The organism is Spongiactinospora sp. TRM90649 (genome assembly GCF_029382225.1).
Classification (GTDB): domain Bacteria; phylum Actinomycetota; class Actinomycetes; order Streptosporangiales; family Streptosporangiaceae; genus Spongiactinospora.
The window spans coordinates 1-23,523 of sequence record NZ_JARLTC010000038.1 but is presented as its reverse complement, the minus strand read 5'-3'; the positions used below and the strand labels follow the sequence as shown (position 1 = coordinate 23,523).

26 protein-coding genes and 1 riboswitch are annotated in these 23,523 nt (G+C 71.4%); of the genes, 15 read left to right on the top strand and 11 right to left on the bottom strand.

All coding sequences use genetic code 11. The annotated features are described in order from the left end of the window. Positions 1–15: 15 nt before the first annotated feature. The 6 genes from P3X83_RS35355 (at position 16) to P3X83_RS35330 (ending at position 5,522) form a co-directional block, all read left to right on the top strand. Positions 16–603 carry a CGNR zinc finger domain-containing protein gene (locus P3X83_RS35355; protein WP_277309707.1) on the top strand — a complete coding sequence of 196 codons (588 nt, stop codon included), beginning with the start codon at positions 16–18 and terminating at the stop codon, positions 601–603. A 64-nt stretch (positions 604–667) separates the two neighbouring features. Further along, positions 668–1,603, top strand: coding sequence for a MerR family transcriptional regulator (locus tag P3X83_RS35350; RefSeq protein ID WP_277309706.1), 936 nt, complete (start codon positions 668–670; stop codon positions 1,601–1,603). A gap of 120 nt (positions 1,604–1,723) precedes the next feature. Beyond that, positions 1,724–2,632 (top strand): ABC transporter ATP-binding protein, encoded by a 909-nt coding sequence (locus P3X83_RS35345; protein ID WP_277309705.1) that lies wholly within the window; start codon positions 1,724–1,726, stop codon positions 2,630–2,632. Between the two features lie 205 nt (positions 2,633–2,837). Continuing rightward, positions 2,838–3,542 carry an ABC transporter permease gene (locus P3X83_RS35340; protein WP_277309704.1) on the top strand — a complete coding sequence of 235 codons (705 nt, stop codon included), beginning with the start codon at positions 2,838–2,840 and terminating at the stop codon, positions 3,540–3,542. Between the two features lie 7 nt (positions 3,543–3,549). Next, the gene (locus P3X83_RS35335; RefSeq protein WP_277309703.1) at positions 3,550–4,845 is read left to right on the top strand and encodes a sensor histidine kinase; all 1,296 of its coding nucleotides are present in this window, start codon (positions 3,550–3,552) and stop codon (positions 4,843–4,845) included. 8 nt (positions 4,846–4,853) lie between these two features. Then, complete coding sequence (locus P3X83_RS35330; RefSeq protein ID WP_277309702.1) at positions 4,854–5,522, top strand: response regulator transcription factor; 669 nt, start codon at positions 4,854–4,856, stop codon at positions 5,520–5,522. 24 nt (positions 5,523–5,546) lie between these two features. Here P3X83_RS35330 and P3X83_RS35325 read toward each other — a convergent pair whose 3' ends face one another. The 3 genes from P3X83_RS35325 to P3X83_RS35315 form a co-directional block, all read right to left on the bottom strand. After that, the gene (locus P3X83_RS35325; protein ID WP_277309701.1) at positions 5,547–5,897 is read right to left on the bottom strand and encodes a hypothetical protein; all 351 of its coding nucleotides are present in this window, start codon (positions 5,895–5,897) and stop codon (positions 5,547–5,549) included. A 79-nt stretch (positions 5,898–5,976) separates the two neighbouring features. Further along, positions 5,977–7,071: an ATP-dependent DNA ligase gene (locus tag P3X83_RS35320; protein ID WP_277309700.1), complete on the bottom strand. Its 1,095-nt coding sequence runs from the start codon at positions 7,069–7,071 to the stop codon at positions 5,977–5,979. After that, positions 7,068–7,757: a pyrimidine reductase family protein gene (locus tag P3X83_RS35315; protein WP_346742778.1), complete on the bottom strand. Its 690-nt coding sequence runs from the start codon at positions 7,755–7,757 to the stop codon at positions 7,068–7,070. Before P3X83_RS35315 ends, P3X83_RS35320 begins: the two co-directional genes overlap by 4 nt. 434 nt (positions 7,758–8,191) lie before the next feature. Here P3X83_RS35315 and P3X83_RS35310 point away from each other — a divergent pair, with 434 nt between their 5' ends. Next, the gene (locus P3X83_RS35310) at positions 8,192–8,593 is read left to right on the top strand and encodes a hypothetical protein (RefSeq protein WP_277309698.1); all 402 of its coding nucleotides are present in this window, start codon (positions 8,192–8,194) and stop codon (positions 8,591–8,593) included. A 16-nt stretch (positions 8,594–8,609) separates the two neighbouring features. Here the strand turns inward: P3X83_RS35310 and glgX are convergent, their stop codons facing one another. The 3 genes from glgX to P3X83_RS35295 all read right to left on the bottom strand — a co-directional run bounded on the left by glgX (position 8,610) and on the right by P3X83_RS35295 (position 12,988). Beyond that, positions 8,610–10,739, bottom strand: coding sequence for a glycogen debranching protein GlgX (gene glgX, locus P3X83_RS35305; RefSeq protein WP_277309697.1), 2,130 nt, complete (start codon positions 10,737–10,739; stop codon positions 8,610–8,612). Between the two features lie 98 nt (positions 10,740–10,837). Continuing rightward, positions 10,838–11,266 carry an OsmC family protein gene (locus P3X83_RS35300; RefSeq protein ID WP_277309696.1) on the bottom strand — a complete coding sequence of 143 codons (429 nt, stop codon included), beginning with the start codon at positions 11,264–11,266 and terminating at the stop codon, positions 10,838–10,840. A 45-nt stretch (positions 11,267–11,311) separates the two neighbouring features. Further along, positions 11,312–12,988 (bottom strand): isovaleryl-CoA dehydrogenase, encoded by a 1,677-nt coding sequence (locus tag P3X83_RS35295; RefSeq protein ID WP_277309695.1) that lies wholly within the window; start codon positions 12,986–12,988, stop codon positions 11,312–11,314. Positions 12,989–13,088: 100 nt separating this feature from the next. Here P3X83_RS35295 and P3X83_RS35290 point away from each other — a divergent pair, with 100 nt between their 5' ends. The 5 genes from P3X83_RS35290 to P3X83_RS35270 all read left to right on the top strand — a co-directional run bounded on the left by P3X83_RS35290 (position 13,089) and on the right by P3X83_RS35270 (position 16,621). After that, positions 13,089–13,649: a sigma-70 family RNA polymerase sigma factor gene (locus tag P3X83_RS35290; protein WP_277309694.1), complete on the top strand. Its 561-nt coding sequence runs from the start codon at positions 13,089–13,091 to the stop codon at positions 13,647–13,649. 2 nt (positions 13,650–13,651) lie between these two features. Beyond that, the gene (locus tag P3X83_RS35285) at positions 13,652–14,554 is read left to right on the top strand and encodes a maleylpyruvate isomerase family mycothiol-dependent enzyme (RefSeq protein WP_277309693.1); all 903 of its coding nucleotides are present in this window, start codon (positions 13,652–13,654) and stop codon (positions 14,552–14,554) included. Between the two features lie 75 nt (positions 14,555–14,629). Then, positions 14,630–15,277 (top strand): DUF1707 domain-containing protein, encoded by a 648-nt coding sequence (locus P3X83_RS35280; protein WP_277309692.1) that lies wholly within the window; start codon positions 14,630–14,632, stop codon positions 15,275–15,277. 90 nt (positions 15,278–15,367) lie between these two features. Continuing rightward, on the top strand, positions 15,368–15,868 hold the full coding sequence (locus P3X83_RS35275) for a SigE family RNA polymerase sigma factor (RefSeq protein ID WP_277309691.1): 501 nt from the start codon (positions 15,368–15,370) through the stop codon (positions 15,866–15,868). Positions 15,869–15,871: 3 nt separating this feature from the next. Continuing rightward, positions 15,872–16,621, top strand: a complete 750-nt coding sequence (locus P3X83_RS35270) for a hypothetical protein (protein WP_277309690.1) — start codon at positions 15,872–15,874, stop codon at positions 16,619–16,621. 150 nt (positions 16,622–16,771) lie between these two features. Here the strand turns inward: P3X83_RS35270 and P3X83_RS35265 are convergent, their stop codons facing one another. The 5 genes from P3X83_RS35265 to P3X83_RS35245 form a co-directional block, all read right to left on the bottom strand. After that, positions 16,772–17,566 (bottom strand): sirohydrochlorin chelatase, encoded by a 795-nt coding sequence (locus P3X83_RS35265; protein ID WP_277309689.1) that lies wholly within the window; start codon positions 17,564–17,566, stop codon positions 16,772–16,774. Further along, positions 17,548–18,276, bottom strand: coding sequence for a phosphoadenylyl-sulfate reductase (locus P3X83_RS35260; RefSeq protein WP_277309688.1), 729 nt, complete (start codon positions 18,274–18,276; stop codon positions 17,548–17,550). Before P3X83_RS35260 ends, P3X83_RS35265 begins: the two co-directional genes overlap by 19 nt. Then, positions 18,273–18,422, bottom strand: coding sequence for an Insertion element protein (locus P3X83_RS35255; protein WP_277309686.1), 150 nt, complete (start codon positions 18,420–18,422; stop codon positions 18,273–18,275). The genes P3X83_RS35260 and P3X83_RS35255 overlap by 4 nt, the downstream gene beginning before the upstream one ends. Next, the gene (locus P3X83_RS35250) at positions 18,419–20,101 is read right to left on the bottom strand and encodes a nitrite/sulfite reductase (protein ID WP_277309685.1); all 1,683 of its coding nucleotides are present in this window, start codon (positions 20,099–20,101) and stop codon (positions 18,419–18,421) included. Before P3X83_RS35250 ends, P3X83_RS35255 begins: the two co-directional genes overlap by 4 nt. Before the next feature lie 296 nt (positions 20,102–20,397). Further along, positions 20,398–20,523 carry a hypothetical protein gene (locus P3X83_RS35245; protein ID WP_277309684.1) on the bottom strand — a complete coding sequence of 42 codons (126 nt, stop codon included), beginning with the start codon at positions 20,521–20,523 and terminating at the stop codon, positions 20,398–20,400. Between the two features lie 62 nt (positions 20,524–20,585). On the opposite strand from P3X83_RS35245, the gene P3X83_RS35240 reads away from it, so the two are divergent. From P3X83_RS35240 to glyA, 3 genes are all read left to right on the top strand, one after another. Then, entirely contained in the window at positions 20,586–20,981 is a 396-nt protein-coding gene (locus tag P3X83_RS35240; protein WP_277309683.1) for a YccF domain-containing protein, read from the top strand. A gap of 82 nt (positions 20,982–21,063) precedes the next feature. After that, complete coding sequence (locus P3X83_RS35235) at positions 21,064–22,074, top strand: YihY/virulence factor BrkB family protein (RefSeq protein ID WP_277309682.1); 1,011 nt, start codon at positions 21,064–21,066, stop codon at positions 22,072–22,074. A 32-nt stretch (positions 22,075–22,106) separates the two neighbouring features. Then, positions 22,107–22,190, top strand: a riboswitch (ZMP/ZTP riboswitch). Between the two features lie 23 nt (positions 22,191–22,213). After that, entirely contained in the window at positions 22,214–23,461 is a 1,248-nt protein-coding gene (gene glyA / locus P3X83_RS35230) for a serine hydroxymethyltransferase (RefSeq protein WP_277309681.1), read from the top strand. Positions 23,462–23,523: the final 62 nt, after the last annotated feature.

Below are 23,523 nucleotides of genomic sequence, written 5' to 3'. Positions count from 1 at the left end.
GAGGTGACTGGTCAAGTGAATTTCAACAGTCACGGGGATCGTGTGGTGGCGGTGGCGGTGGGGCTGGTGAACGTCCTGACGCCGGGGGAGCGGCGCGGCCGGCCGTACCGCGCGCCGCAGGGCGCCGAGCTGTGCGAGGCGGTCACGGAGACGTTGCGCCTCGGGGTCGGCCGTCATCCCGGGGTGAGCGGGGAGGTCGCGGACGAACTGATGGGCGTGGCCGCCGAACTGCGCGTGGTCTTCGAGGCCGTGGACGCCGGAGACGTCGACCGGGCCGCGGGGCACGTCAACGGGCTGCTGGCGCTGTACCGGGCCAGGCCGTACCTCGACCGCCACGACGGCGAGCCGTGGCACCTGCACTTCCACGGCCCCGGCGGCAGCAACGCCGTCGAATGGGGCGCGAGCTGCGCCACCGGCCTGGCCGTGGTGCTCGGCGGCGAACTGCACGACCGGCTCGGCATCTGCACGGCCCCGGCGTGCGACCGCGTCTTCGTGGACACCTCGCGCAACGGAACCCGCCGGTTCTGCTCCACCGCCTGCCAGAACCGCGTCAAGGCCGCCGCCTTCCGCGCCCGCGAGGGCACCTCCCGCCGGGACGCTTGACCCTGCCCCAGGGGCAGGGTCGCATCTTCGGTGCCACGACCGGCTCGTCAGAGAGGAAGGACGCGTGATCACCATCGGCAGGCTCGCCGCCTACGCGGGGGTGACGATCAAGGCCGTCCGGCACTACCACCGGCTGGGCCTGCTGGAGGAGCCGCCGCGCGACGCCTCCGGCTACCGGCGGTACGACGCGGGGCACGCCGTCCGGCTCATCGAGATCAGGACGCTGGCCGAGGCGGGCGTCCCGCTCGCCCGCGTCAAGGCGATGCTGGCCGCCGACCCCGAGGGGTTCGCCGCCGCGGTCGCCGAGATCGACCGCGCCCTCGCACGGCGCGTCGAGGAACTGCTGCGCGTCCGCGAGCGCGTCGCCGCGCTCGGCGCCGGCGACCGGCTGTTCGTCTCCGCCGACGTCGCCGGCTACCTCGAACGGCTGAGCGAGATCGGCGTCAGCGACCGCGCGGTGCGGATGGAACGCGACGTCTGGATCCTGCTGCAGTCGGTCTCGCCCGTCGAGGCCGCCGTCTGGATCGAGGACAAGCTCGACGCCATCGAGGACCCCGAGTTCCGCGCCATCTACCTCGGCTACGACGCCGCCTTCGACTGGTCTCCGGACGACCCCCGGCTCCCCGAACTGGCCGAGCGCGCCCGCCGCTGGACCCAGGCCAGGTACGACGGCTCGCGACTCCCGGTCGGCGACCCGACGCCGTCCGGTTCGCCGCCGCCTCGGCGGGCGCGACGTCTCCCGCCTGGCAGCGCCTCGCCGAACTGGCGTCCGGGGGCGGGTCCAAGCCGACCCTGTGATCCGGACCGGACACGGGTCGGGACACGGGTCGGGACACGGACCGGGTTCGCCCGCAGTGGCCGCGCCAGCGTGCCCCCGGGGGGTAGGCGCGTGGCGTGCACGGTCGGACCTGTGCGGGCGAACCCGGTGCTAGGGGGCTGCGCGCACAATGATGCGACAGCGGGGGTGGCATCAACGTTGCATCGCGCCATGGGCCGATAGCGGCCGGGGACGGGGGAGCGGCATCGACCGATCGGTTGATTTCCGCGTCAGCCGGAGCCGCGCCGGAACGTAACCGCGCGGTCGATCCGCCAAGGGGGCCTCCGAGGCGAGGATTTCCCCATGGCAGTCATCGAGGTGCGCGACCTCACCAAGAAGTACGGCACGTTCACGGCGCTCGACGGCGTCTCCCTGTCCGTGGAAGAGGGCGAGATCTTCGGCATCCTCGGGCCGAACGGCGCCGGCAAGACCACCACCGTGGAATGCATGGAAGGCCTGCGCCGGGCCGACTCCGGGTCGATCAGCGTGCTCGGCGTCGACCCGGCCAAGGACCGGCGGGCGCTGAGCGATCGGATCGGGGTGCAGCTCCAGCAGAGCCTGCTGCCGGAGAACATCAAGGTCAGCGAGGCCCTGCGGCTCTACGCCTCCTTCTACGACCGGCCCCGCGACTGGCGGGAGCTGCTGCGCCAGTGGGGCCTGGAAGACCGCCGCGACGCCCGCTTCGGCAAGCTGTCCGGCGGACAGAAGCAGCGGCTGTTCATCGCCCTGGCACTGGTCGGCGACCCCCGCGTGGCCTTCCTCGACGAGCTGACCACCGGCCTCGACCCCGCCGCCCGCCGGGCCACCTGGGAGCTGGTCAAGCGGGTCCGGGACGAGGGCGTCACCGTGGTCCTGGTCAGCCACTTCATGGACGAGGTCGAGGAACTGTGCGACCGCGTCGCGGTCTTCGACCGTGGCCGCGTGGTCGCCACCGACACGCCCTCCGGCCTGGTCGCCTCCCTCGACGCCGAGCACCGCATGCGCTTCCGCCCGGTCGCCCCCCTCGACGAGGCCCTCATCGCCGCCCTGCCCGGAGTCGCCTCCGTCACCCGCAGCGGATCCATGGTCACGGTCACCGGCACCGGCGACTTCGTCACGACCGTGACCGCGGCCCTGGCCCGCCACCACGTCCCGGTAGCCGACCTCCGAGTCGAACAACGCACTCTGGACGACGCCTTCCTGGCCCTCACCGGCCGCCCCTTCGAATCCTGACCCACCCCCTCTCCGCCACCCCCGGCCCCCCGAACCGTCGCCCCCGGTCGGATCCACCGGCCCCGCCGTCCTCACCTCTCCGGCGCCACCCGCTGGGCCTCGACACTCCCGCCTCGGCACGAACCCCGCCCCCCTCGGGATCCCCGAATCCCCCGCTCCGGCGGTCGAGGAACCGACCGTCGCCCCATCACTCTGGAGTCACCCGATGACCGGCTTTCCGATGCTCACCCGGATCGAGACCAGCCTGTTGCTGCGCGATCCGGCGACGCTCTTCACCATGATCATCCCGTTGTTCATCCTGGTGATCTTCAGCAGCGGCGGTGATCCCGGTGACGGCACGCTGCCCGCCATGACCATGACGATTTCCATCGGGCTGGTCGGCCTCTACATGGTGCCGACCGCGCTGGCCACCTACCGTGAGCGTGGCATCCTGCGGCGCATGTCCACCACGCCCGTCAGTCCGGGCGCGCTGCTCGGGGTGCAGCTCGTACTGCAACTGATCTTCGCGGTGGCCGCCTCGGCGGTCCTCGTCGGGGTGTGGACGTTGCTGTACCGGGCCGCGCCCCCCGCGAGTCCCGCGACGCTGTTCGCGATCTTCCTCGTCGGCGCGGCCGGCGTGTTCGCGATCGGTCTGGTCATCGCCGCGCTGGCGCCCGGCGGGCGGGCGGCCAACGGGATCGGGGTGCTGCTGTACTTCCCCCTCGCGTTCCTCGGCGGGCTCATGCAGCCCAAGGAGATGATGCCGGAGTTCCTGGCCGGGCTCGGTGAGTTCACCCCGCTGGGCGCGTTCCGGCAGGCCGTCCACGACGCATGGACGGGCGCGGCGGTCCAGCCGCACCTGCTTGGCATAATGGCCGCTTACGCGGTGGTCGCCGGTTTCGTGGCGGCACGGTTCTTCCGCTGGGAGTGAGACGGCGATGCAACAGGGCGACGCCCTCGATCTGGCGGAGCGACGGCTGGCCGCGGCCGTGGCGGTCGCGCCCTACCTGCTGCTGGTCGTCTCCACCGGGCTTTCCTGGGTGCTCGACGACAACTCCTGGTCCGGCCGTCTGACCACGCTGGGCCTGGCCCTCCTGGCGGCGGCGTGGCTGCGCTGGGCGCTCCCGGACGACCCGCCCCGATTCCACGACGAGCCCCAGCCCCAGCCCCAGCCCGAGCCCCAGCCCGAAGTAGGGGGCGGGCGCAGAGCAGGTGTCTACATCGTGGGCCTGCTGGTGCTGATCGGCCTGCTGAGCGCGCGCAGCGCGTGGTTCGCCGGGTTCTTCGGCTTCACCGGCTACCTGCACGCCTGGGCCCTGCTGCGGGGACGCTGGCGGATCGCCGGGGTGTCCGCCACCGCCGCGGTGGTCGTCGCCGCCTTCTTCCGGGGACTGCCCGACCCCACCCCCGCCTCGATCTTCTCCTACCTGGCCCTGGTCTTCTGCACCGTGGTCCTGGTGGTGCTGTTCAGCAAGGTCGGCGACGTCACGGCCGGGCAGAGCAGCCGCAGACAGCGGATGGTGGCGCGGCTCGCCGAGGCCAACGCCCGGCTGGAGGAGACGATGCGGGAGAACGCCGGGCTGCAGGCCCAGCTCCTGCTCCAGGCCCGCGAGGCCGGGATCACCGACGAGCGGCAGCGGATGGCCCGCGAGATCCACGACACCCTCGCCCAGGGGTTCATCGGCATCCTCACCCAGATCCAGGCCGCCTCGCTGGCGCGCGAGGACCCCGCGACATGGCAGCGCCACCTCGACAACGCGGCGGCCGTGGCCAGGCACAGCCTGGCCGAGGCGCGTCGCTCCGTGCACGCCGTGGCCCCGGCCGAACTGGAGTCGGCCCGGCTGCCCGAGGCGCTGTCCAACGTCGCCGCGCGGTGGTCGCAGCTGAACGGCGTGCGGGCCGACGTCACGACCAGCGGCGACGTCCGCCCGCTGCACCCGGAGGTCGAGGTGACCCTGCTCAGGATCACCCAGGAGGCGCTGTCCAACGTGGCCAAGCACGCCGACGCCACCAGGGTCGGGGTGACGGTCTCCTACATGCCCGACGTGGTCAGCCTCGACGTCCGCGACGACGGAACGGGGTTCGATCCCGACGCGGTCGCGGACGGCGGGGGCTTCGGGATGACCTCCATGCGGCAGCGGGCCGGCAGCCTGTCCGGCACGCTGGTCGTCGAGTCCGAGCCGGGGGCCGGTACGGCGGTGTCGGCCACCGTCCCGGCGCACGATTCCAGATGACATTCCAGATGACATTCCCGGCGAACACGAGAGAGGCGGTGACGGTGGACGGCGAGCCGATCCGGTTGATGATCGTCGATGACCACCCGGTGGTCCGCGACGGCCTGCGCGGCATGTTCGCGGGCGAGCCCGGCTTCGAGGTGGTGGGGGAGGCCGCCGACGGCGCGCGTGCCGTCGAGCTGGCCGAGGAGCTGCGTCCCGACGTGATCCTGATGGACCTCCGGATGCCCGGCACCGACGGCGTGACCGCGATCAGACGGCTGGCCGAGCGCGGCGTGCCCACCCGGGTGCTGGTCCTCACCACCTTCGACACCGACAGCGACGTGCTGCCCGCGATCGAGGCCGGGGCCACCGGCTACCTGCTGAAGGACGCCATGCCCGACGAGCTGACCCGGGGCGTCCGCGCCGCCGCGCGCGGCGAGTCGGTGCTGTCGCCGTCCGTCGCCACCCGCCTGATCGGCCAGGTCCGTGCGCCCGCCGACCCGCTGAGCCCGCGCGAGCTGGAGGTGCTCGGCCTGATCGCCAGGGGTTCCACCAACCGGGAGGCCGCGGCCCGGCTGTTCATCAGCGAGGCGACGGTGAAGACCCACCTGCTGCACATCTACGCCAAGCTGGGCGTCAACGATCGCGCCTCGGCGGTGGCCGCCGCCTTCGAGCGGGGCCTGTTCGCCAGGTGAGCGCGCCGGCCGGGGCCGGGCCGGTCAGGTGCGTCTGCGGCTGAGCACGAACGCGACGTTGACCGCCACGATGCCGAGCCAGATCAGCAGCATCATCTCGATCGGCGCGTCGTTGGCGATCGCCACGGTGCTGGTGCCGGTGCCGAAGATCAGCGACACGATGGCCAGCGCCAGGCCCTGGTTGTCGTTGGCCCGCGCCTGCCCGGGCGGCCGGGGCAGGTTGCGCGCGGCCATCTCCTGGGCCACCCGCTGCTCGATGCGGCTGTCCACCTTCTCCAGGAAGCCTTCCACGATGGCGTCCTCGTAGTCGGGACCAAGGTCGCGGCGTGCCGCGACGGCGGCCTTCAGCTCGTCGGACGTGCCGGGAGGTGTCATGGTCGAGATGGTGGCATAGATTTGGGCTGCTTTCATCAGGGATCACCCCGATGTGGTCTAGGGGCCGCCGCCCTGCGGATCACCGGGCCAGGATGTCGTCCAGGTCGTAGGAGACCGGCCGTTCGAGCTGCTCGTACGTGCACGACTCCGGGGTGCGGTCCGGCCGCCAGCGGCGGAACTGCGCGGTGTGCCGGAACCGGTCGCCCTCCATGTGGTCGTAGGCGACCTCCACCACCAGCTCCGGGCGCAGCGGGACGAACGAGAGGTCCTTCTTGGCGTTCCAGCGCGACACATTGCCGCCGGGACGGCGCGGCGCGGCGGCAGCGGACGCCTCGTCGCCCTCCTGCCGGGCCGGGGTCATCCACGCGCCCCACGGGTGGCTCTCAAGGTCGGTCAGGTACGGCTTGACCTCGTCGATCAGCTCCGCCCTGCGCGCCATCGGGAACGACGCCGCCACCCCGATGTGATGCAGCCGCCCCGTGTCGTCGTACAGGCCTAGCAGCAGCGACCCGACGATAGGCCCGCTCTTGTGCTCCCGGTAGCCGGCGACCACGACGTCGGCGGTCCGCTCGTGCTTGACCTTGAACATCGTCCGCCGGTCCGGTTCGTACGGCAGGCCGCCGGGCTTCACCACGATCCCGTCGAGTCCCGCCCCCTCGAAGGTGTCGAACCAGCGCTCGGCCACCCGCGCGTCCTCGGTGACCGGCGTCAGCCGGATGGACCCGCCCGGCTCGCCGAAGATCTCCTCCAGCCGCTCCCTGCGCCGCGCGAAGGGCGTCTCCATCAGGTTCTCGTCGCCGAGCGCCAGCAGGTCGAAGGCGATGAACGACGCGGGCGTCTGCTCGGCCAGCAGCTTCACGCGCGAGGCCGCCGGGTGGATGCGCAACTGCAGCGCGTCGAAGTCGAGCACCTGCCCCTGGCGGAGCACGATCTCGCCGTCCATCACCACCCGGTCCGGCAGCTCGCGCCGGGCCGCCTCGACCAGTTCGGGGAAGTAGCGGGTGAACGGCCGCTCGTTGCGGCTGCCCAGGTAGACCTCGTCGCCGTCGCGGAAGATGATGCAGCGGAAGCCGTCCCACTTCGGCTCGTAGAGCAGCGTGCCGTCCTGTGGCGGCAGCTTCTTGATCGCCTTGGCCAGCATCGGCGCCACCGGCGGTTGCACGGGCAGGGTCACGATTCCTCCCTGACATATCTGGTGAAGAGGAACCCGTCCTCCTCCAAAACATCGGCCAGCCGCAGCGGGGTGCGGCCGGCCGGGCCGTCCAGCACCCTGGCCGCGCCGCCGCCGAGCAGCAGCGGGCTGACCGTCAGGCACAGCTCGTCGATCAGGCCGTCGGCGGCGAGCTGGGCGTTGAGCCGCGGCCCGCCCTCGCACAGGATCCGGTCGTGGCCGCGTTCACGCAGCGCGGCGACGGCGCGGCCCATCTCGACCCGGTCGCCTCCGGCGACCACCACGTCGGCCACCGCCGAGGCGGCCTGCCTGCGGTCGAGCGGCGCGGCCTCGCAGGTGATCACGATCGGCCGCGCGGTGCCGGGCGACCCGGCGAAGAAGTCGCCGCCGAGGTCGAGGTCGAGCCCGCGCGTCACCACGGCGATGGGCGGCGTGGGCGGACGCCCGGCCCGCGACTCCCGCCACGACTCGCGCGGCGCCACCGGCCCGTATCCCTCGGCCCGGACCGTGGCGGCCCCCGCCAGGATCACATCGGCCAGCCCGCGCAGCACCTGGAACGCCCGCTTGTCAGGCGGCCCGGACAACCCGCCCGACCGCCCCTCGGTCCAGGCGGCCCCGTCGGCGCTCGCCACCATGTTGACCCGTAGCCAAGGGCGGTCCGGGTACGCGTATGCCGTGGGCAAGTCCACATCGGCTTGCTCGGCAGGATAGATACGCCGCACATCTCCTACCTTGTCACACCCTCCCCGTCACCTGCGATTTCCATGATAATTCGTGCTGGTGTTCGGGTGTGAGTGTGGGGGGCAATGGGTCTGGAAATCTGAAACCCGGCGGCGGTTGCGTGCGCGAGGATCCCGCGGCACGCGGCCTGGCTCCACCACATCGGGGGCGGGCCGCCCAGCCAGGCGTCCTCGGTGCCGCTCCACCGCTCCCAGCCGGTGGTGGCCAGCAGCACGCCCGAGGGGCGCCGCTTCGTAGCCCCGGCGCACCCGTTCGGTCTGCTCGCGCATGTCATCAGGCTAGAGGGCCTGCCCGAGATGCCGCCTTGTTGTAACGGATGGTCATCGGGCGGGTGATATGCGTAGCGTACCAGGCGAGAGACGGAGATCATCAGGAGGAGCTCGTGCCGCTGGTCGCTGTCGGAACGTGGTTGGTGGCGGCCTTGGCCGGAGGGCATCTGCTGTACCTGTGGCTCGCCGGTGGCGGGCTGCGCCGGCAGGCCACCAAGGTCACCAGGTTTCCGGCGACGCTGATCTTCTCCCACATGGCCTTCGCCGTCACCGCGCTCGGCTGCTGGGTGGTCTACCTGCTCGCCGAGGACCCGCGTTACGCCTGGATCTCCTGCGCGGTGCTGGCCGTGGCGGCGTTCCTCGGGTTCACGATGTTCACCCGCTGGCTCGGCGGCGGGCGCCACGCGCGGGGGGCCGAACAGCGCTTCCCGGTGGTCGCGGTGCTGCTGCACGGCCTGGCCGGGGTGGCGACGTTCGTGCTGGTGCTGCTCGCGGCGGCCCTCAAGGGCGGGTGAGCCGGGGCCGGGCCCTTCACCAGCGGGCGCGCGGGCGGCGGAGGATCTGCATCGACCGGCCGGTGACCGGGACCTGCGAACCCGGCGCACACGCCTCTTCGGTGAACCGCTCGTCGCGCGGGCCGTCGTCGTCGGCGGTGTCCAGGACGGGCTGCCAGCCGTCGCCGAACTCCTCGCCGGGCAGGGTGAAGGTGAGGTCTTCGTGGTGGGCGTTGATCAGCAGCAGGAACGAGTCGTCCAGGATCTTCTCGCCGCGCGGGCCGGGTTCGTCGATCGCCTCGCCGTTCAGGAACACCGCCAGCGACTTGGCGTAGCCGGTGTGCCAGTTGGCCGCGGTCATCTCCCGGCCGGCCGGGGTGAACCACACGATGTCGCGCTGGCCGTCGGTGGCGCGGCGGCCGTGGAAGAAGCGGCGGCGCTGGAAGACGGGGTGCGCGCGGCGCAGCGCGGCGATCGAGCGGACGAACTCCAGCAGGCCGGATTCGGTGCGCGCCAGCGACCAGTCCAGCCAGGACACCTCGTTGTCCTGGCAGTAGGCGTTGTTGTTGCCGTCCTGGGTGCGGCCGAACTCGTCGCCCTCGCTCAGCATCGGCACCCCCTGCGAGACGAACAGGGTGGCCAGGAAGTTGCGCCGCTGCCGCCGCCGCAGCCGGACGATCTCCGGGTCCTCGACCGGGCCCTCGGCCCCGCAGTTCCACGACCGGTTGTCGTCGGTGCCGTCGCGGTTGCCCTCGAAGTTGGCCTCGTTGTGCTTGCGGTTGTAGGAGACCAGGTCGTTGAGAGTGAAGCCGTCGTGGCAGGTCACGAAGTTGATGGACGCCACCGGGCGGCGCCCTGAGGAGGCGTAGAGGTCTTGCGAGCCGGTGAGCCGGGAGGCGAACTCCGGGAGCATCGAGCCGTGGCCGCGCCAGAAGTCGCGCATGGAGTCGCGGTACTTGCCGTTCCACTCGGTCCACAGCGGGGGGAAGTTGCCCACCTGGTAGCCGCCGGGGCCGACGTCCCACGGCTCGGCGATCAGCTTGACCTGTGAGATCACCGGGTCCTGCTGGATGAGGTCGAAGAACGCGCTGAGCCGGTCGACGTCGTGCAGTTCGCGGGCCAGCGCGGCGGCGAGGTCGAAGCGGAAGCCGTCCACGTGCATCTCCAGGACCCAGTAGCGCAGGGAGTCCATGATGAGCTGCAGGGCGTGCGGGGAGCGCACGTTGAGCGAGTTGCCGCACCCGGTGTAGTCGAGGTAGTAGCGGCGGTCGCCGTCGTGGAGGCGGTAGTAGGCGGCGTTGTCGATGCCACGGAAGCCGAGCGTGGGGCCCATGTGGTCGCCCTCGGCGGTGTGGTTGTAGACGACGTCGAGGATGACCTCGATGCCCGCCTCGTGCAGTGCCCGCACCATCGCCTTGAACTCCTGGACCTGCTCACCGGCCTGCCCGGAGGAGCTGTAGGCGTTGTGCGGGGCGAGGTAGGCGACGGTGTTGTAGCCCCAGTAGTTGGTCAGCCCCCGCGCCACCATCGCGTGCTCGGGCACGAACTGGTGGACCGGCATCAGCTCGACGGCGGTCACGCCCAGGCCGAGCAGGTGCTCGATGACCGCGGGGTGGGCCAGCCCGGCGTAGGTGCCGCGCTGCTCGCGCGGCACGTCGGGGTGGCGCATGGTGAGGCCGCGCACGTGCGTCTCGTAGATGACGGTCTGGTGGTACGGCGTGCCCGGCCTGCGGTCGGCGCCCCAGTCGAAGAACGGGTTGACCACCACGTTCTTCGGCATGTACGGCGCGCTGTCGTCGCGGTTGAGCCGCCCCGGGTCGGTGAACCGGTAGGAGAACAGCGACTCGTTCCAGGTGACGTCGCCCTCGATCGCCTTGGCGTAGGGATCGAGCAGCAGCTTGGCCGGGTTGCACCGGTGCCCTCTGGCGGGGTCATAGGGGCCGTGCACGCGAAAGCCGTAACGCTGCCCGGGCATGATCCCGGGAAAGTAGCCGTGCCAGACGAAGCCATCCACCTCCGGCAGATCGGCTCGTTCCTCACGCCCGTCGTCGTCGAACAGGCACAGCTCGACTCGCTCGGCGACTTCGGAGAAGACCGAGAAGCTCGTGCCGACGCCGTCCCAGGTGCCGCCGAGCGGATACGCCTGCCCAGGCCAGACCTCACGCATGTGGCCCCATTGTCCTCCTGTCCGTGTCGTTCCCGCAGGCCGTTCCCCAGTTGTGACCCGGACGCCCCGCCACGAAGGAGGGGCGTCCGGGGCGGATCTCAGTCGAGCAACTCGGCGTTGAGCGTGATGGTCGTGCCGGCGAGCGCCTTGCTCACCGGGCAGTTGGCCTTGGCGTTCTCCGCGGCGGTCTGGAAGTCCTCGGCGGAGATGCCGGGCACCTGCGCCTTGACCGACAGCACGATGCCGGTGATGCCCTCGCCGGGCTGGAAGGTCACCTCGGCGCTGGTGTCCACCGTCTGCGGCGGGGTGCCCGCGCCGGCCAGGCCGTGCGACAGCGCCATGGAGAAGCAGGTGGAGTGGGCGGCGGCGATCAGTTCCTCGGGGGAGGTCTTGCCGTTGGCCTGCTCGGCCCGGGACGGCCAGGAGACGTCGAAGCTGCCGACCCCTGAGGATTCGAGGTCGACCGAGCCGTATCCGGTGAGCAGCGGGCCCTTCCAGTGGGCGGTCGCCTTGCGCGTGGTAGCCATGTGTTTCTCCCTTCTTCGAAGCAGAAGCCTATGGGGCGGGGGAGATCACACCGGCACGGCCCGCCCGGTCAGAGCGTCAAGATCCGTCCCAGCGGGGAGAGTGCCGAAGGCGCGGCCCCCGTCCCCCGCGAGCCGGGAGGCGCAGAACGCGTCGGCCACGGCGTGCGGGGCCAGGCGGACCAGCAGCGAACCGGTGAGGGCCAGGGCCATGTCCTCGGCGATCCGCCGGGCCCTGACCTCCAGGTTCTCCTCGTCGGCCAGCGACTTGCGCAGCCGGTCCACCGCGTCGTCGAGCCGCCGGTCGCCGCCCGCCGCCAGCGTCACCTCGGCGAAGTACGCGTCGCGGGCGCCGGGCTCCTTGGCCAGCGAGCGCAGCACGTCCAGGGCGGCCACGTTGCCCGAGCCCTCCCAGATCCCGTTCAGCGGCGACTCGCGGAACAGCCGGGGCATCTGCGACTCCTCGACGTATCCGTTGCCGCCCAGGCACTCCAGCGCCTCGGCGGCGTGGACGGGGGCCCGCTTGCACACCCAGTACTTGGCCGCGGCCAGCGCCGTACGGCGCAGCGCCGACTCCGCGCGGTCGCCGGAAAGGGCCCGGTCGGTGGCGCCGGTCAGCCGGGTCATCAGCGTGGTCGCCGCCTCCGACTCCAGCGCGAGGTCGGCCAGCACGTTGCGCATCAGCGGCTGCTCCGACAGCCGCCTGCCGAAGGCGGAGCGGTGCCGCGCGTGGTGGATCGCCTGGACCACGCCCGCGCGCATCCCGGCCGCCGACCCGATCACGCAGTCGAGCCTGGTGGAGTTGACCATCTCCAGGATGGTCCGCAGGCCCCGGCCCTCCTCGCCGACCAGCCAGGCGACCGCGCCCTCGTACTCGACCTCGGCGGAGGCGTTGGACCGGTTGCCCAGTTTGTCCTTCAGCCGCATCAGGCGCATCGCGTTGCGCGTGCCGTCCGGCAGGACGCGCGGCAGCAGGAAACAGGAGAGCCCGTCGGGCGTCCGGGCGAGCACCAGGAACAGGTCGCACATCGGCGCGGAGTTGAACCACTTGTGCCCGACCAGCGAGTAGGTGCCGTCGCCGAGCCGGTCGGCCGTGGTGGTGCCGGCGCGCACGTCGGAGCCGCCCTGCTTCTCGGTCATCGCCATCCCGGCCAGCACGCCGCGCTTGCCCGCGGGCGGGCGCAGGCCGGGGTCGTAGGAGCGGGAGGACAGCAGCGGCTCCCATTCGGCGGCGAGCGCCGGGCTGTGGCGCAGCGCCGCGACCGAGGCGTAGGTCATCGACACCGGGCAGCCGTGGCCCGCCTCGACCTGTGACCAAATGTAGAACTTGGCGGCCCTGGCCACGTGCGCGCCGGGGCGTTTGGCCGCCCAGGGGGAGGCGTGCAGCCCGTTCTGCACGGCCACGGTCATCAGTTCGTGCCAGGCGGGATGGAACTCCACCTCGTCCACGCGGTTGCCGTAGCGGTCGTGGGTGCGCAGGACCGGGGGGTGGTCGTTGGCCAGCCGTCCCCATTCCAGGGCCCGTTCGGAGCCGGCCAGGAGGCCGAGCCGGTGCAGTTCGCCGGACGCCCAGTCGGCGCCCTCGCGGCGCACTCCCTCGATCAGCGCCGCGTCGGCCGAGACGTCGTTCCCGGTCAACTGCGGAGCCTGGTTGAAGACTTCGTGAGTCACGGGACTGGCCTCCTGATATGGGCATGTGGCGCGCGGGTCCGGACATGTCACCATTGGTCATCATCTGGCTTAACTTTGCCGCCGAATAGTGGCATGCTCGGTTGGCGGTGAGCACGGCAAGGCCTCCGTCCGCGACGCTGGAGCGTGGTCTTAAGTGGAAGCGCCGGACACGGTGGTCGACGACCGCTTGTTGCACCAGCGAATCGTGGGCGGAGACGAGTCCGCTCTAGGGGAACTCTACGATCGCCTCGGGCCGCTGATCTTCAGCATGGCGGTCCGGGTGACCCGTGACAGAACAGTGGCAGAGGACATCACCCAAGAGGTCTTCATCACCTTGTGGGAACGGCCGCTGGCGTACGACCCCGACAAGGGGTCGCTGCGCACGTGGCTGGCCACCATCGCGCACCGCAGGTCGGTGGACCACGTCAGGGCCGAGGAACGCCGCAAGGTCTCGGCCCTCGGGCCGAGGCTGACCGAGCCTCGCCCGCCGGACCTGGAGGACCAGGTGCTGGACGCTGACGAGGCCGACCGCGTGCGGCAGGCCGTCCGGCGATTGCCGGAGGCTTTGCGCGAGGTGATCGAACTGGCCTACTTCGGTGGCCGTACATACCGTCAAGTGGCCGACGAACTCGGCTTGCCCGAGGGAACGGCGAAGTCACGGATACGGCTCGGGTTACGCACCCTGGCCGATGTCCTGACCGAGGAGGCGGTGTGATCATGGCTGATCCGGAGGGAAGGCTGTACATAGACGCCCTGCTGGAGGGTGGGCCGCCGGGCGGCGCCGTGCTGGAGAGCGCCGTCCGGCCGCGCCTGCTGACCGCGGCCCGGGCGCGCAGGCGGCCGATGGCGCAGGCCCCGGCGTGGGCCGAGCCCTTCGCGGGGCGTGTGGCGGCGATGGACGCCCTGCTCGGCTCGGTGGCGCCGGACGACTGGGACAAGGAGATCGTCGAAGGCTGGAACGTTCAGGAACTGGTGGCGCACCTGGCCGCCAAGGACGGGCTGCTCGCCGCGGTGGTCGGGGCGCCGGTCGCGGGGCCGCCGATCGTGGCGGACGATCCGCTCGGCCGTACCGCGCAGTTGCAGGAGCACGAGCGCGACCGCCCGCGCGAGCGGACCCGCGAGGACTGGCGCACCCAGGCCGACGCCCTGTGCGCCCACCTGACCGGGACGGCCCCGGACACGATGGTGGAACAGGGCGGCATGACCGCCCCCGCCATGGACCACCTCCTGGCCAGGATGCTGGAGACCTGGATCCATACCGAGGACGCCGCCGGGGTCGTCGGCGTGCGGCTGCCCCGCCCGCTGCCCGGCCACATCCACCCGGCTGCCGACCTGTGCGTCCGGCTGCTGCCGCTGACCATGCTGCTCTCCGGCATGGACGGCTCGGGCCGCGCCGCCCGCGTGACCCTGACCGGCGACGGCGGCGGCGAATGGGACGCGCCTCTCGGCCTCGGCGAGACGGCGAGCGCCACGGACGTCCACATCACCTGCGAGGTGAAGGACTTCTGCTTCCTGCTCGCCGGCCGGGGCGACCCCACCGCTTTCCCCTCCACCATCGAGGGCGACCAGGGACTCGGCCGCGACATCCTGCTCAGCGCGCCGGTGCTGTCCGGCCCCTGAACGTACTCCTTTCGAAAGGGGCATCCTCCCCAAGGAGGAAGGTAGTTCTCGAACCGGCGGCCTACATTGGTAGGCGTGAGTGATGCGATGCGAGCCTCCGACGCCGAGCGTGAAGCCGTCGTCGAGCGGTTGAAGACCGCCTCGGTGGACGGGAGGCTGACCTTCGGCGAACTGGCCGAGCGCACCGAGGTGGCCTACGGCGCCGCCACCCGCGCGGAACTGGACGCGGTCCTCTCCGACCTGCCCGAGAGCGCCCCCGCCCCCGCCGCGTCCGCCGCCGAGGGGGTCAAGCGGCGCTGGTTCGTATCGGTGATGGGCGAGACCAAGCGCCGCGGCAAGTGGCGCATCGACCGGGAGCTCGGCGCGGTGGCGGTGATGGGCGACGTCCTGCTCGACCTGCGCGAGGCCGAGGTGCGCGGGAACCAGGTCGATCTGATGGCCGTCTCCGTGATGGGCGATGTGAAGATCATCGTTCCCGACGGCGTCGACGTCGAGCTGGAGGGCGTGGCGATCATGGGGGACAAGCGGGTCGACGTGATGGAGGCCCCGGCGGGCACGGACGTCCCGGTGATCCGCGTGAAGGCGTACGCGCTGATGGGCGACATCAAGATCATCGGTGACTCGCGCGCCGATCCCATCCAGCGCGGCTGGGCCGTCTGGCGCGACCACCTGCGCGCCATCCGCGACCGGCACGTCCCGCCGCCGCCTCGATCGCGCTGGTGATCCCGCCGCAGAAGGGATCCGGGCGGATGCAACGCCAGGGGTGTGCCGGAGCGTAGAAGGGGTGACACCCCCCGGCAGTGAGGAGCCCGGATGCGGGATCGGGCCGACTTCGAGCGCTACGTCGAGCAGCGCTCCGCCCGGCTGCTGCGGACCGCGTTCCTGCTGTGCCGCGACTGGGCGACCGCCGAGGACCTGGTGCAGACGGCCCTCGCCAAGGCGTGGCTGGCCTGGCGGCGGGTGGGCGACAACCCGGACCCCTACGTCTACCGGATCCTCGCCAACACCCACGCCTCCTGGTGGCGCCGACGCTGGCGCGCCGAGATCCCCACCTCCTCGCCGCCCGACCGCGCCGTGGACGACGACACGGCAATGCTGCTCGGCGCCCGCGAAGCCGTGCGCCAGGCGCTGGCCGCGCTGCCCGTCAAGCAACGCGCCGTCGTGGTGCTGCGCTATTTCGCCGACCTGTCCGACGCCGAGATCGCCGTCGTCCTCGGCTGCTCGGTACCGACCGTACGCAGCCAGGCCAGCCGTGCCCTGGCCAAACTCCGCATCGACCCCGCGGCCCGTGCCGCGGTGCTCGGGGAGGGCTGACCGATGGACGAGACGGAACTGCGGGCTTTGCTCCAGGCCGATGACGATCCCGCGCCGAGGGCCGTCACCCTGGCCGACGTGCGGCGCAGGGTGCGCGCCATCCGCACGCGCCGGATCCGGACGGCGGGCGGCGTGCTGATGGCGGGGATCGCCCTGGTGGCCGCGGTCGTGCTCCCCGGGCGCGCGGCCTCGCCCTCCGGCGACGTCTGGGACCGTGCGATGACCGGGCCCTCTGCCCAGGTCCGGCCGTTCTACTACAGCTTCTCGCCGGGCAAGGAGCTGTACCAGGCCGAGTACGACCGGGGCGGCAGCCTGAAGCGCTTCGGCTACGACGGGACGGGCAGGCGCGTGGGCGTCACCGTCGAGTGCGCGCAGGGGACCGGCTACATCCTGCTGTGGGTCAACGGGGTGCTCGCCGACCAGGGGGAATGTGGTCCGCAGGGGTACCAGGTGCAGCGCATGGTCACCTGGTGGGACCGTGCGGGCCGCCGCCGTACCGGGCCGGACACCGCCGAGGCGATCGTGCTGCCGATCGCCGCCGTGGCGGCGGAGCGCGCCGCGGACGGCCCGCTGGTCGTCTCGGCCGATCGGGCGGCGCGGCTCGCCGCCGCCGCGCGGCCCTTCCCCATCTACGTGCGGATCAGCGTCAACGAGAACGAGTACGTCCACTGCCCCTATCCGCAGCAGATCGTCATCACCGACGCCCCCACGGGCCGCCGGGTGCTCTCCTCGACCTGCCCGCCCATGGACTGACCCATGATTCTACTTTGTAAAGGCACCCGGCCCCTTGGCGCATGGGTCAAGCGGGGCCCAGACCAGGGCGACGACCCCGATGCTCGGCACGGCCACGTCGACATCACGGCCGGTTTCCGCGCGCTGCGCAGCGAGAGCGACGTGTGACGGTCAGCCGGTGAGTCGCTCGGGGGAGGACAGGGCCTCGGTGTGGCGGTGCAGCACGAGGGTGGCCAGCTCGGGGGCCGGGCCGAGGACGTCGGCGACGACGTGGGCCCCGGCGGCGAGGGCGTCGCGGCGGATCTTGTCGGCGAAGTGCCCGGGGGCCAGCAGGTAGGGCGCGACCGCGATCCTGGGCGCGCCCGCGCGGACCAGGCGCCGGACGGCCTCGGCCGGGGTCGGGGAGCCCGCCGAGGCGTAGGCGGTCGCCACGGACCACCAGGGGCGCTCGCGGCTCCAGTCGCGGGCGATGCCCGCCACCACGGCGTTGGCGCGGGCGTCGCTGGACCCGGCCGACACCAGGACCACGGCGGTGCCCGGGTCGCCGGGCGTGACCCCGGCCTCGCCGAGCCGCCGCTCCAGGGCGGCGACCAGCAGCGGGTGGGGGCCGAGGGTGGTCGCGCGGTGGGTGCGCAGCCGGGGGTTGCGCGCGGTCGTGGCGGCCAGCGCCGCCGGGATGTCCACCCGGCTGTGGTAGGCCTCGGTGAGCAGCAGCGGCAGCACCACCGCCTCGGTGAGGCCGTGCAGGGCCTGGCCGAGGGTGGGCGGCGCGTGGTCGAGATAGGCGGAGCGGACCGGCAGCCCCGGTCGCTCCCGGCGTACCAGGTCGAGCAGGGCCTCCACGGTCGTGGCGGCGCGCGGATCGCGGGATCCGTGCGCCACCGCGACGAGCGGAACCCGCGGACGGCTCGCGGTGATCGGGGTCGTGCCGGGGGTGGACTCAGGGATCAAAGGTGGATTCCGCATTCGGTCTTGCCCATGCCGGACCAGCGGCCGCTGCGGGGGTCCTCGCCGTCGAGGACCTGGCGGGTGCAGGGGGCGCAGCCGATGGAGGGGTAGTTGTCGTAGTGCAGCGGGTTGATCAGCACGCCGTTGTCGGCGACGTAGTTGTCGACGTCCTCCTGCGTCCAGGCGGCGATCGGGTTGATCTTCACCATCTGCCGCTTGGCGTCCCACTCGACGACCTTGGCGTCGGTGCGGGTGACCGACTCGTCGCGGCGAATGCCGGAGACCCACGCCAGGTAGGGCTCCAGCGCCCGGTTGAGCGGCTCCACCTTGCGCAGGAAGCAGCACAGGTCGGGGTTGCGGCCGAACAGCCGGGGCCCGAGGTCGCGCTCCTGCTCCTCGACCGTGCGCGACGGCGTGATGTTGATCACGTTGACGTCGTAGACCTGCTGCACGGCGTCGCGGGTGCCGATCGTCTCGGCGAAGTGGTACCCGGTGTCGATGAAGAGCACGTCGATGCCGGGCTTGACCCGGCTGACCAGGTCGATCAGCAGCGCGTCGCTCATCGAGGAGGTCAGGCACAGCCGGTCGCCGAAGGTCGCCGCCGCCCAGCGGATGATCTCCCGGGCGGGCGCGCCCTCCAGGAACTTGGCGGCCGACTCGACGATGTCCTGAAGGTCGAGGGCGCCGCGCTGCTCGCGCAGCCCCAGTTCTATGTCCACCACACTCATTGGCCGTTCACCACTCCGATTCCGAGGAACTTCAGCTTGAACGCGCGGACGCAGGACCTGCAGAACCAGCCGCCGTCGCCCTCATAGGGCTCCAGGTCCTCTTCGCCGCAGTAGGGGCAGTGGAAGGGCACCGCGCGCTCGCTCATTTGAGGTCGGCCTCTTCCGCCCGCTGCACCCACTCGGCGAAGGTCTCGTTTTCCTTCTTCTGCGCTTCGAACTTGCGCACGACCCGCTCGACGTAGTCGGGTAGCTCGGCGGCCGTGGCCTTCAGGCCGCGGACCTTGCGCCCGAAGCCGGGGTTGACGCCGACCGAGCCGCCGAGGTGGACCTGGTAGCCCTCCACCTGGTTGCCCTCGCCGTCCACCACGAGCTGCCCCTTCAGGCCGATGTCGGCGACCTGGATGCGGGCGCAGGAGTTGGGACACCCGTTGACGTTGATGGTGAGCGGGTCGGTGAAGTCGGGCAGCCGGGTCTCCAGCTCGTCGATCAGCCGGGCCGCGCTGCCCTTGGTCTCGACGATGGCCAGCTTGCAGTACTCGATGCCGGTGCAGGCCATCGTCTGGCGGCGGAACGTGGAGGGGTTGACCTGCAGGTCGTTGGCCTCCAGTTCGGCCACGATGGACTCGACGCGGTCGGCCTCGATGTCGAGGATGACCATCTTCTGCTCGACGGTGGTGCGGACCCGGTCGGAGCCGTGCCGCTCGGCGATGTCGGCGATCAGGTGGAGCTGGTCGCCGCTGACCCTGCCGACCTTGGGGGCGAAGCCGACGTAGAAGCGGCCGTCGCTCTGCGGGAAGACGCCGACGTGGTCGCGCCGTCCGCCGCGCGGCAGCTCCGGGGAGGGGCCGTTGGGCAGGGTGTAGCCGAGGTACTCCTTCTCCAGCACCTCGCGGAAGCGCTCCGCGCCCCAGTCGTTGATCAGGAACTTGATCCGGGCGCGGTGCCGCAGCCTGCGGTAGCCGTAGTCGCGGAAGATTCCGGCGACGCCGGCCCAGACCTCGTGGGCCTGCTCGGGCCGTACGAACACGCCCAGCCGCTTGGCCAGCATCGGGTTGGTGGACAGGCCGCCGCCGACCCACACGTCGAAGCCCGTGCTGCCGTCGGCGAGCCGGACGCCCACGAACGCGACGTCGTTGATCTCGTGGACCGTGCAGTGCGCGGGGCAGCCGCTGATCGCGGTCTTGAACTTGCGCGGCAGGTTGGAGAACGCCGGGTCGCCGATGTAGCGGTCGTAGATGTCGCGGACCTGCGGGGTGCCGTCGATGACCTCTTCGGCGTCGATCCCGGCGAGCGGACAGCCCATGATGACGCGGGGAGTGTCGCCGCAGGCCTCCATGCTGGACAGGCCGACGGCCTCCAGCCGCTCCCAGATGTCGGGGACCGACTCGATCTCGATCCAGTGGAGCTGGATGTTCTGCCGGTCGGTGACGTCGGCGGTGCCCCTGGCGTAATCGTTGGAGATGTCGGCGATCACCCGGAGCTGTTCCACGCTGAGCTGCCCGCCGTCGATGCGGACGCGGAGCATGAAGTAGCGGTCGTCGAGCTCCTCCGGCTCCAGGATCGCGGTCTTGCCGCCGTCGATGCCGGGCTTGCGCTGGGTGTAGAGGCCGAACCAGCGCATCCGGCCGCGGAGGTCAGCGGGGTCGATCGAGTCGAAGCCCTGCTTGGAGTAGATGTCGATGATCCGCTGGCGGACGTTGAGCCCGTCGTCGTTCTTCTTGTTCTCTTCGTTCTTGTTGAGCGGCTCGCGGTAACCGAGGGCCCACTGGCCTTCGCCACGCGGGCGCTTGTGGTGGCGGTTCGCCGGCCTGGCCGGGGTTGTCATGGCGCGTCCTTTGCGTCAACGATCTTGGAGTGGACGCGCGGTTCAGGTTCCCTTCCGCCTCACCGTCGAGTGCGGGGGTGCCGTCTCATGAAAAAGACGCCTGACCGACCACGCGCCCAGGTCAGAGAACAGAACAGGGCAATGGTCAGCGGGCGTCGAAACAGATCGCGCTGCGGACACGCAGGAAGTCGACGTGGCGTCGCACGACGAGAAGCGGATCCGCTGGCATGTCCTAAACGATACCTTCCACGGCACGGATGTCCAATGTCGGGTCCATACTTTGGGACAACGGCTGGTCAACCCTGGCGTGGCCAGGTGACCGGCGGCTCGGCGGGACGCGGCCGCTCCTGGTGCTGACAGTCGCACCACGAGCCGCCCCGGCACTCGTCGTGCCGCCGGTCCTTGCACTTGTCGCAGATCACTTCACCATTATTTCTCCTCGCCGGGCCGCGGGCACCCGGCCCGGGCGGGGCATCATCGGAGCATGCGCACCGTTCTCAACGTGATCTGGCTGATATTCGCGGGAGTGTGGCTCGCCCTGGGGTATGTCCTGGCGGGCATCATCTGCTGCGTTCTGATCATCACCATCCCCTTCGGGATCGCCTCGTTCAGGATCGCGGCGTATGCGCTGTGGCCGTTCGGCCGGAGGGTGGAGCGGGATCAGTCGTCCGGTTGCCTGACCACGGTGGCCAACGTGATCTGGCTGCTGGTGGCCGGTGTGTGGCTGGCCATCGGCCATGTGGTGACCGCGATCCCGCTGTTCGTGTCGATCATCGGGATTCCGCTCGGGCTGGCCAACCTCAAGATGATCCCGATCTCGCTGCTTCCCCTGGGCGCCCGGATCGTGCCCGTGGACGACCCGAACTACCTGCTGAGATGAGTCGTTAGCCGGGTGTGTGCACGGGTAGTCTGCGAGGGATCGTTGCGGGCACGCGCCCGCAGTGCCAGAACCGTTGGGTGCCATGACGTCGACCGACGCTCCCTCGCAGGGCGCAAACAACGCGCGGGCCAAGGCGGAACGTAAAGTCCTGGCCACGCTTCGCCGAGTCCGGCGTCTGCCCCGGGCGGTCGCCGTCCGGGCGCGGGCCGGCCTCGGGCGCGTCCGCGACAGCGGCGCGTGGGCGCTGGTCCGCGCCACCACTTTGGCGGGCGTCGCCTACCGGGTCACCGGCCTGGCGGGTGAGGCCGCGTTCTTCGCGCTGCTGTCGCTGCCGCCGTTCGTGCTCGGCCTCATCGGCGTCCTGGCCCATCTGTCCACCTTCCTCGGCCCCGAGGTCATCCGCGACGTCCGCGACCGCATCGAGGAACAGGCGCACGTGCTGTTCACCGACAACGCGGTGGACCGCGTGGTGACCCCGCTGCTCGACGACGTGCTCGCGGGCGGCCAGGTGCCCCTGATCTCGCTGGGGTTCCTGTTGTCGCTGTGGTCGGGGTCGCGGGCGCTGTTCGTCTACGTCGATCTGATCTCGGTCGCCTACGGCCTGGGCGAGGAGCGGGGCATCATCCGCACCCGCATCATGTCCTTCGGCCTCTACATCGTGGCGCTGCTCATCGCGATCATCGTGATGCCGGTGCTGGTGGTCGGGCCGACCCTCGTCGTGGGGGCGATTCCGGCGCCCTACGCGGTGGTGGTCGACGTCCTTTACTGGCCGGTCCTGATCGTCGGCTCCGTGCTGTTCCTGACCGTGCTCTATCACGTGAGCGTGCCGGTGCGCACCCGTTGGTGGCGCGAGGTGCCCGGCGCGCTGCTCGCGCTGGTGATCTGGATCCTGTGCGCGGCCGTGCTGCGCGCCGTGCTGGCCGCGTGGTTCACGCCGCTGTCGGTGTACGGCTCGCTGGCCGCGCCGATCGCGGTGCTGCTGTGGCTCTACATCACCGCCCTGGCGGTGCTCATCGGGGCCACCCTCAACGCGGAGGTCGATCGCCTGTGGCCTGCGGCCGGGGCGGGACGGGCCGCACGCGGGGGGAGCTGAGCCCGATTCGCGGGTTCCCGGATCCGCTATCGTCTAAGCGTCGCGACTGGCGCGTCGAGGTGGGGAGAAACCACCGGGGAGCGAAGGGGCGGAGGCCGTGCGCCTGGGTCTTCGCGGGACCTCAACTCAAGGAGGAGAAATGAGTCTCGCCCAGGTTGATCCGCAGATCGCCGAGCTCATCAGGGAAGAGGAGCGCCGTCAGGCCGACACGGTCAAGCTGATCCCGTCGGAGAACTACGTCTCCAAGGCCGTGCTCGAGGCCACCGGCACCGTCCTCACCAACAAGTACTCCGAGGGCTACGCGGGCCGCCGCTACTACGAGGGCCAGCAGGTCATCGACCAGATCGAGACGATCGCGGTCGAGCGGGCCAAGTCGCTGTTCGGCGTGGCCCACGCCAACGTACAGCCCTACTCCGGCTCTCCGGCCAACCTCGCCATCTACCTGGCCTTCCTCCAGCCCGGCGACACGGTCATGGGCATGGGCCTGCCGTTCGGCGGCCACCTGACCCACGGCTGGTCGGTGTCGGCCACCGGCAAGTGGTTCACCCCGGTCCGGTACGGCGTGCGCCAGGACACCGGCCGCATCGACATGGACGAGGTCCGTCGGCTCGCCCTGGAGCACCGCCCCAAGGTGATCTTCTGCGGCGGCACCGCCATCCCGCGCCAGATCGACTTCCCGGCGTTCGCCTCGATCGCCAAGGAGGCCGGCGCGGTGCTGGCCGCCGACATCGCCCACATCGCCGGTCTGGTCGTGGGCGGCGCGCACCCGAGCCCGGTCGGCCACGCCGACGTCATCTCCACGACCACGCACAAGACGCTGCGCGGCCCGCGCGGCGCGATGCTGCTGGCCTCCGCCGACGAGCACGCCACCGCGCTGAACAAGGCGGTCTTCCCCGGTCTGCAGGGCGGCCCGCACAACCACACCACCGCGGCGATCGCGGTGGCGCTGCACGAGGCGGCCCAGCCGGAGTTCTCGACCTATGCCCACCAGGTGGTGGCCAACGCCAAGGCGCTCGCCGACGAGCTGCTCGCGCGCGGCTTCGACCTGGTCTCCGGCGGCACCGACAACCACCTGATCCTGATCGACCTGACCTCCAGGGGCGTCGCGGGCAAGCCCGCCGCGCAGGCCCTCGACCGGGCCGGTCTGGAGACGAACTACAACACCGTCCCGTTCGACCCGCGCAAGCCGTTCGACCCCTCGGGCATCCGCATCGGCACCCCGTCGGTGACCTCGCGCGGCATGGGCGAGGCCGAGATGCGGCAGATCGGCGCCTGGATGGACGAGGTCGTCGGCGCGGTCGCCAAGGGCGACGCCGAGGCGATCATCACCCGGGTCAAGAACGAGGTCAGCGAGCTGACCGGCCGTTTCGCCACCCCCGGCCTGTGACGACGGCCGACCACTGAACGCGAAGGGGGCCCCCCGGCCGGCGGGCGCCCCGCGCGCGCACG

Bases quoted from the DNA above. Each gene is read 5' to 3' on its own strand.
- P3X83_RS35345 (WP_277309705.1), top strand. From the start codon at position 1,724: ATGGCAGTCATCGAGGTGCGCGACCTCACCAAGAAGTACGGCACGTTC.
- P3X83_RS35340 (WP_277309704.1), top strand. From the start codon at position 2,838: ATGACCGGCTTTCCGATGCTCACCCGGATCGAGACCAGCCTGTTGCTG.
- P3X83_RS35335 (WP_277309703.1), top strand. From the start codon at position 3,550: ATGCAACAGGGCGACGCCCTCGATCTGGCGGAGCGACGGCTGGCCGCG.
- P3X83_RS35330 (WP_277309702.1), top strand. From the start codon at position 4,854: ATGACATTCCCGGCGAACACGAGAGAGGCGGTGACGGTGGACGGCGAG.
- P3X83_RS35325 (WP_277309701.1), bottom strand. From the start codon at position 5,897: ATGACACCTCCCGGCACGTCCGACGAGCTGAAGGCCGCCGTCGCGGCA.
- glgX (WP_277309697.1), bottom strand. From the start codon at position 10,739: ATGCGTGAGGTCTGGCCTGGGCAGGCGTATCCGCTCGGCGGCACCTGG.
- P3X83_RS35300 (WP_277309696.1), bottom strand. From the start codon at position 11,266: ATGGCTACCACGCGCAAGGCGACCGCCCACTGGAAGGGCCCGCTGCTC.
- P3X83_RS35295 (WP_277309695.1), bottom strand. From the start codon at position 12,988: ATGGTGACATGTCCGGACCCGCGCGCCACATGCCCATATCAGGAGGCC.
- P3X83_RS35285 (WP_277309693.1), top strand. From the start codon at position 13,652: ATGGCTGATCCGGAGGGAAGGCTGTACATAGACGCCCTGCTGGAGGGT.
- P3X83_RS35275 (WP_277309691.1), top strand. From the start codon at position 15,368: ATGCGGGATCGGGCCGACTTCGAGCGCTACGTCGAGCAGCGCTCCGCC.
- P3X83_RS35270 (WP_277309690.1), top strand. From the start codon at position 15,872: ATGGACGAGACGGAACTGCGGGCTTTGCTCCAGGCCGATGACGATCCC.
- P3X83_RS35265 (WP_277309689.1), bottom strand. From the start codon at position 17,566: ATGCGGAATCCACCTTTGATCCCTGAGTCCACCCCCGGCACGACCCCG.
- P3X83_RS35260 (WP_277309688.1), bottom strand. From the start codon at position 18,276: ATGAGTGTGGTGGACATAGAACTGGGGCTGCGCGAGCAGCGCGGCGCC.
- P3X83_RS35255 (WP_277309686.1), bottom strand. From the start codon at position 18,422: ATGAGCGAGCGCGCGGTGCCCTTCCACTGCCCCTACTGCGGCGAAGAG.
- P3X83_RS35250 (WP_277309685.1), bottom strand. From the start codon at position 20,101: ATGACAACCCCGGCCAGGCCGGCGAACCGCCACCACAAGCGCCCGCGT.
- P3X83_RS35240 (WP_277309683.1), top strand. From the start codon at position 20,586: ATGCGCACCGTTCTCAACGTGATCTGGCTGATATTCGCGGGAGTGTGG.
- P3X83_RS35235 (WP_277309682.1), top strand. From the start codon at position 21,064: ATGACGTCGACCGACGCTCCCTCGCAGGGCGCAAACAACGCGCGGGCC.
- glyA (WP_277309681.1), top strand. From the start codon at position 22,214: ATGAGTCTCGCCCAGGTTGATCCGCAGATCGCCGAGCTCATCAGGGAA.